The sequence below is a fragment of the Gammaproteobacteria bacterium genome (assembly GCA_011375345.1).
In the GTDB taxonomy this organism is placed as follows: domain Bacteria; phylum Pseudomonadota; class Gammaproteobacteria; order DRLM01; family DRLM01; genus DRLM01.
The window spans coordinates 1-6,619 of record DRLM01000066.1 but is presented as its reverse complement, the minus strand read 5'-3'; the positions used below and the strand labels follow the sequence as shown (position 1 = coordinate 6,619).

6 protein-coding genes are annotated in these 6,619 nt (G+C 61.1%); all 6 read left to right on the top strand.

Annotated elements, in window-relative coordinates; translation table 11 throughout:
* Positions 1-272, top strand: a 272-nt coding sequence (locus ENJ19_04860; GenBank protein HHM05057.1) for an IS1380 family transposase, incomplete at its 5' end; no start/stop codon positions are given.
* 703 nt (positions 273-975) lie between these two features.
* On the top strand, positions 976-2,007 hold the full coding sequence (locus tag ENJ19_04855) for a porin (GenBank protein HHM05056.1): 1,032 nt from the start codon (positions 976-978) through the stop codon (positions 2,005-2,007).
* Between the two features lie 251 nt (positions 2,008-2,258).
* Positions 2,259-3,314, top strand: a complete 1,056-nt coding sequence (locus ENJ19_04850) for a porin (GenBank protein HHM05055.1) — start codon at positions 2,259-2,261, stop codon at positions 3,312-3,314.
* A 612-nt stretch (positions 3,315-3,926) separates the two neighbouring features.
* Positions 3,927-4,403: a hypothetical protein gene (locus ENJ19_04845; protein ID HHM05054.1), complete on the top strand. Its 477-nt coding sequence runs from the start codon at positions 3,927-3,929 to the stop codon at positions 4,401-4,403.
* Positions 4,404-4,430: 27 nt separating this feature from the next.
* On the top strand, positions 4,431-5,402 hold the full coding sequence (locus ENJ19_04840; protein ID HHM05053.1) for a hypothetical protein: 972 nt from the start codon (positions 4,431-4,433) through the stop codon (positions 5,400-5,402).
* Positions 5,403-5,619: 217 nt separating this feature from the next.
* On the top strand, positions 5,620-6,619 hold a 1,000-nt coding region (locus tag ENJ19_04835; protein ID HHM05052.1), incomplete at its 3' end, for a hypothetical protein.

Genomic DNA, 6,619 nt, shown 5'->3' with positions numbered 1-6,619 from the left:
CGACCCTGCGGGCGAATCAACTGCGGCTGTACTTTTCTTCCTTCGCCTATGTCCTGCTGCATGGCCTGCGCCGGCTGGGCCTGGCCGGAACGGCGTTCGCCAGGGCCCAGAGCACGACGATCCGCCTGAAGCTGCTGAAAATCGGTGCCCGCCTGCGCCTGACGGTGCGCAAGGTCTGGCTGTCCTTCTCGGAAACATATCCGTACGCCGGCGACATCGCCCGGATCCTGAGCAACCTCAACCGCCACCCCCCCTGGTCGCCCTCCGGATAGACCTTCCCCTATCCCACAACGCCGCCACAAGCCATCAGACACCGGTGCTGAGGAGCGGGTACGCCTGCTTGGTTGAAAAAGTCCCCTCCCCGCGATGTCGGAGAGCCAAAAAATACGCAAATCCCCATCCTGGCAAGCGCGTTGGCACGAGGAAGGGGCTCTCGGGCTGCCTCGGCCACATCCTGGCACTAAATAACGCCGAAGTCAGATGATCGGTGAGCGATGCGGGTTAGTTTCGGCTTTTGATTGGATCAAACGCTACATTTTCGATAACTTGTTCATTCGCGCGCCGTCCCGCTTCGCGCCCAAAGTGCTGTATCGGCAATACCGGCTTTCGATATCCTCGGTTCCCAGAGCTTCTCGCGGGTTGCTCCAGCAGGGACCGGATGCTGGGGTTTGGGAACTGCCCGCTTGTTTTGCGCCGCAACACCGAAGCCGTCCACCGTGGAATAGTTCGGGGTTTTCCCGGGTAAGGCGATCAAGTCCTTAACATATTCTTTGCGAGCATCGGCTTATTCCATCTGATTGTTTGTTGGATAACGGGAACAATCTTGAAAGCATCGCCCGAATACAATGGACGAGGCCACCGCAGGACTGGCGTTTTGTTGTTTATATGCGACATATAAACCCACTGTGTTGCTAAATTAAATAAAAATGTTGCATTTCGGCCCAAACGCCGCTAGATTTCGCTCTGAGATTTTGGATGGCCGCCCCCGCCGTGGGGGCTGACAGGAATGGGAGATACGATATGAACAAAAAGCTGATTGCTTTGGCTGTGGCGGGTGCTTTGGCGGCGCCTTTGGCGGCACAGGCTGGTGAGACCAGCGTGTCGGGTTTTGCCGATATCTATTACCGGATCAGCGACGATGCGAGTCCTACCAGCGAAAGCGCCTTCAGCGCCAACGGCGAGGTGGACTTTATCCGCACTCAAGGCGCTGTGACCGTGCGTTTGGATGTGGACGTTCGTTTGGGTCAGTCCTCTCGAATGGCTTGGAACGACAAAGACAAGGATGGGGTTGACCAACCAAATGAATATATAGATACAAACGGTGCCAATATTGAGCAGGCCTTCGCCGCTTGGGGCATCAACGACATGTTCACCGTGCTGGGCGGTGTGTTCAACAACCCCATCGGCTTCGAAAAGGAAGACGTGGTGGACATGTACCAAGTCAGCCACGGTTTGATTTGGGACATTTTGGACGGTCAAACCAGCCTGCCCGGCAACAACATCGCCGGCTTGGCGGTCACTGGCAACTTTGGCATGTTCAGCGGTACCGTGGGCTACCTCAATGACATCGGTGGCGTCGCAGAAGAAAACTCCCTGGCCGTGGTCTTGGGTTTGATGCCGGTTGACGGCTTGAATCTGGAGCTGGGTTATGTCAGCCAGGACGCTGGCGCGGGTGACGTGGTGGACTTCAATGTCGAGTATAATGTAAGCGGTTTCACCGTGGCGGCTGAGTACCTGCAAGCCGACAAGATCGTGGACAATGCCTACGGTGTTATGGGTAACTATGACTTCGGCATGGGTGGAGTGACCGCTCGCTGGGAGACCATGAGCTTTGAAGCAGCTGGTACCGATGATACCACGGCAACCACCTTGGCGGGTTACTACAACGTGGCCGACAATCTGAGCGTGCTGTTGGAATGGCGTAACAACGACAATACCGCTGGGTTTGGCGGTGCCGACGCTGGTGATGGCGACGTCGTCCAGCTGGAGATTATCGGCACATTCTAAGCGTTTTCCGATACGTTCCCAACATCAAAGAAAGCCGGGCTGCGCCCGGCTTTTTTTATGACGGGGCATGGTTGGCGGTTCACCCATGAAACGAAGTGTTGTTTCGGTACGGGTGCTGTTGTAGATTTACCGCCTTTGTTACATTTCTGTTAACTTGAAGGCTGCGGTGTCGCGTCGGTTTGGGGGGCGGGTTTGACCTGCTCTTCAGGCGGATGGATGCTGGCGGTGTGGGGTTTTTTTAAAAACGGGGAATGAGGGAGGTTTTTTTGATGAGCAGGAATCTGTGTGTGGCCGCCGTGGCGGTGGCCCTGGGTCTGAGTGGGGCGGCGCAGGCGGACGTGGGCGTCAAGGGCGTGGTGGACCTGTCCATCAACAGCTCGGACAATGGCGCGCCCGACGGTGACGGCCTCGGGCTGCACAGCAACAAAACCCGTTTTCGCGTGTACGGCGATGAAGAGTTCGGGAACGGTGTTAAGGCGATCTGGCAGATCGAGACGCAATTGGATTTCGATACCGGGGTTCAAAGCAATGGTACTGACAACTTCGGTATCAAAGCCCGCAATACTTTCCTGGGTCTGGAAGGGGTTTTTGGCGCCGTGCTCGCCGGCAAGTATGACAGCCCTTACAAGCAGTCCACCGCCAAGCTGGACATCTTTTCCAACAGCCCCAGCGACTACAATGCGGTGATCGGGGAAAACGAAGGCAGCACCAACGATCACGACACCCGCGCCGCCAACACCTTGTTTTACCGCACCCCCGAACTGGGCGGTTTCCAGGGCATGGTGGCGTATATCTTCGACGAGACCCGGGACGGCGTGGATGACGACGGCTACAGCATCGGCGCCACGTTCAAGATCGCCGGTTTGTATCTGGGGGCCGGCTACGAGTCCTTCAATCAGCAGGGTGCCGGCGGGGATGATGATACGGCGGTGAAGCTGGGCGGTTCATACACCTTCGCCGATGTCACCAAGGTGGGCCTGGTGTGGGAGTCCCTGGACGGTGGCGGCAAGGGCAACGATCGTGACGCCTGGTATCTGAATGTTTCCCAGCGCCTGGGCACCTGGACCCTCAAGGCCGCTTACGGCATGTTGGACGACCTGGGCGGCACCGCCAGCAGTGGCGCCGAACACTACGCCCTGGGCGTGTGGAAAGAACTCAGCGCCAACACGGATTTGTACCTGACCTATGCCATGACCAGCAACGACCGCAACGCCAGCTATGGCCTGGATCAGCTCAAGGCGGGGCCGGCCGGGGCGGACGTCAGCGTCATCGCCTTCGGCCTCAAGCACGCGCTGGCTTCCAAGTAGTTAATATTGCGGGGCGCCGGCTTTGCCCGGACGGTGGCCGGCCGGGGTCCGCAGGGTAGTGTCCGGGGGGGCAGGGGACACGGGCCAGCGCCCTGTTGTGCCGTGGCGCTCCCCCCCGGCCCGGCTCAGCGGCCGGTGATGCTGCTTCAGTTCTGCGTGGCGGGGGATGACAAGTTTTTTCGCGAAGAGATTCCATTAGTGCTTGTCACGGGCGCATGAAATTGACAGAATCTGTCTGACTTAATGTTCCCTCGGGGGAGAGGTGATATGAGGGCAGCGCGGGGGTTAGCGCTGAGCAAGGTAAGTCTGAGTCTGGTGCTCGTGCTGCTGGGGGGGCAGGCCGTGGCCGGTGTCTTCAACACCAAGCACAATCTGAGCGCGGACGGGCTCAACGCGGCCAGCAACACCAGCGGCACGCGGGAAATCTGCGTGTTCTGCCACACCCCCCACGGAGGCGATGCCAGCGCCGCCGTCCCCCTCTGGAACCGTCACATCGACCCCACCGGTTTTGAAACCTACGACCAACTGGGAACCACCACCCTGGACGCCGCCATAGAGCCCGTGGGCTCGGTGTCGGTGGCCTGCCTGTCCTGCCACGACGGCAGTCAGGCCATGGATTCCCTGATCAATGAGCCGGGCTCGGTTACCGAGGTTCCCGGCTTTTTTAACGGCACCTGGAGCGGCCAGGCGGTGAGCACCGAGGGCCGTATCGGCCCGCCCGCCGTGATCACCAACCTGGGCAAGGACCTCACCAACGACCACCCCATCGGCATCCAGTTCGCCGGGGGCGGGTATTCCCTGTCCAATCCAGGCGGCCCCGGCGCCGATCCCGATTTCAACCACGCCAGTTCCGAAATTCTCGGCACCAGCCGGGTGTGGTGGGTGAACACGCCCCAGGGCACCTCGGGATTTGAACGCACCGATTTGAAACTCTACACCCGCGTGGCGTCGCGGGGAAAATATGTGGGCGAGGCACAGCCCTACGTGGAGTGCGCCTCCTGCCACGATCCGCATGTGGACGAAAATCCCACCTTTTTGCGGATCGATCCGGGCGGCAGCGCCGTGTGCCTGACCTGCCACAACAAATAAGTAAGCACGGCATAAGGCTGCTGATTTTTGGGGAGCGTGACGAAGAAGAGGGGGAATTTGCGGGTTCAGACTCGCCAGACTCCAACGAGGGGGGGGGAGAAGCGGTGCCAATGCTGGGGGGCATGGCGCCGCGCAGTGACGGGCCTGGCTGGGATAGCCGCACTGGCGGCCGCTTCGCTTCCGGCGGGCGGCCAGGAAGACAAGGATGTCTTCGCTACCGTCGGCGGTGAGCCGGTGAGTGTCGCCGCGTTCGAGGCGGCTCTTCACCGTGCCGCCCGCCAAAAATTCTTCCACGGCTTGCCGGACAATGCAGACCTCGCCGCATTGCGGCAGCAAGTGCGACAGAATCTGATTCAGCAGGTGATGCTGCTACAAGAGGCGCGCCGCCGCGGTCTGCTCACTGCGGCGGACGGGGCCCGTTCGGACATCCGGGCCATCAGGGCCCTGCGGGAGCAGGTGTATGAGGCGGTGGCGCCGCCTGCGGAATCCGACGTGCGGGCCTACTATCGCGCTCACGCGGACAGGTTCACGACGCCGGAGCGCTTGCGCGTGGCGTTGATCTTGCTTAAGGTGCAAGCCTCGGCAGGTCAGGCCGTGTGGCAGGCGGCCTATGATGAAGCCGCGCGTTTGCGGGAAAAAATCAACAAGGGGGCGGATTTCGCCGCCCTGGCGCGCATCCATTCCGCCGACCCGTCGGCCCAGAAGGGCGGTGACTTGGGAGAGATTCATCGGGGGATGCTGGCGCCGCCGGCGGAACGCGCCCTGGAGAAGCTCAAGCCCGGTGAAACATCCGAGCCGGTGGTGCTGTTGCAAGGGGTGGCACTGTTCCGGCTGGTGGCGCGGGAGGCGCCCAGGCTGAATCCCTTCGGGCGCGTGGCTGAGCGCGCCAAAGGCTTGCTGCTCCGCGAGCGCCGGGAGGAGGCGTGGGCGGCATTCAAAAACGAACTTGAGGCGAAAACGCCTGTTGTGATGGGCGCTGACTGGGCGCCGGAACAATAGCTGCCGCATCATTTGGGGCGGGGCTTTGTTCAAATTCAGAGGGTTTCGACGGGGGCTCGCGGTTCCTGTTGATGGGGTCCGGAATTGGCGCCCGCGACCAGCGGCTGGCCAATGGGATTAATAATAAAAGGGGGAAGGGGATGCCGGTCTCGAGTGTCGTGTGGCCATTGGCGTGCCCTCCTGGGGCGACACCACTGATACTACACACCGGGGACGTATGAGGGCGGCGCTGCGGTTCAATATCCGGCGTTCCGTCGCGGTGTGCCTGCTGGGCCTGGGCTTCGTCTCCGGCGCGCCGGCCCTGCCTGTGGACTGGTCGGGAAGCTTGGGTTACAGCTATCGCAAGCTGGACACCGATACGGCGGACGCGACCAGCCATCAGTTGATTGCCTCCCTGCGCCTGCGGACCTACATCTGGCAGCCTTGGTTTGCCACCGCCGAAGGTGGCATCAACTTTTCCCGCGACAGCTCCGATGTGGAAAACAGCGCCGGCCGCAGCGAAACGGATTCCGACATTCTGTCCGGCGACGCGGTGTTGAACATCCTGCCCCGCAGTCAGACGCCGTTCCGGGTGCTCTACCAGACCACCGACAGCCGGGTGGACGACGTCAGAATCACCAACCCGCTGGTGACCCTGACCAGTGAGGAGTTCACTACCGAGCATCTGGAATTGCGGCAGTCCTACATCACCGACGCCGGCCACCGCCTGCAGGCTTATTACGCCACCCGCAACTGGAAGTCGGACAGCAGCGGCACCTTCGACGACGAACTGATGGGCCTGGAACTGGACTGGCGGCCGCCCAGGCAGCGCCTGCTTGCCAAGGTCAATCAGCGCACCACGGAGCAGTCCAGCAAGGACCGCCACCAGGACGATTTGATCGTGGACGTGGACCACTACTGGTATGTGGGCGATGCCCTGCGGGTGGATACCAAGGCCAGCCTGTACGATCTGGATACCAGCTTCGAGGGCGTGACCGGCCTGGTGGACACCACGTCCACCAAAATCATGCAAGTGTCCAGCTTCGCTTTCTGGCGGCCGATGACACGGCGGGTGCGGCTCAGCGGAGGGCTGCGTGCCTACGACATGAGCGGGGAGAACTCGGCGCAATCCAGCGACCAGACCAGCTTGAGCGGCAGCGTCGGCGCCTATTTCCAGCAGACCAAGCGTCTGCGCTGGGATGTCAGCGGCTCCTTCACGCGCTCTGAGATCGGCGGGG

Coding starts and splice junctions, on each gene's coding strand:
- ENJ19_04850 (HHM05055.1), top strand. CDS start 2,259: ATGAGGGAGGTTTTTTTGATGAGCAGGAATCTGTGTGTGGCCGCCGTG.
- ENJ19_04855 (HHM05056.1), top strand. CDS start 976: ATGGCCGCCCCCGCCGTGGGGGCTGACAGGAATGGGAGATACGATATG.
- ENJ19_04845 (HHM05054.1), top strand. CDS start 3,927: ATGGATTCCCTGATCAATGAGCCGGGCTCGGTTACCGAGGTTCCCGGC.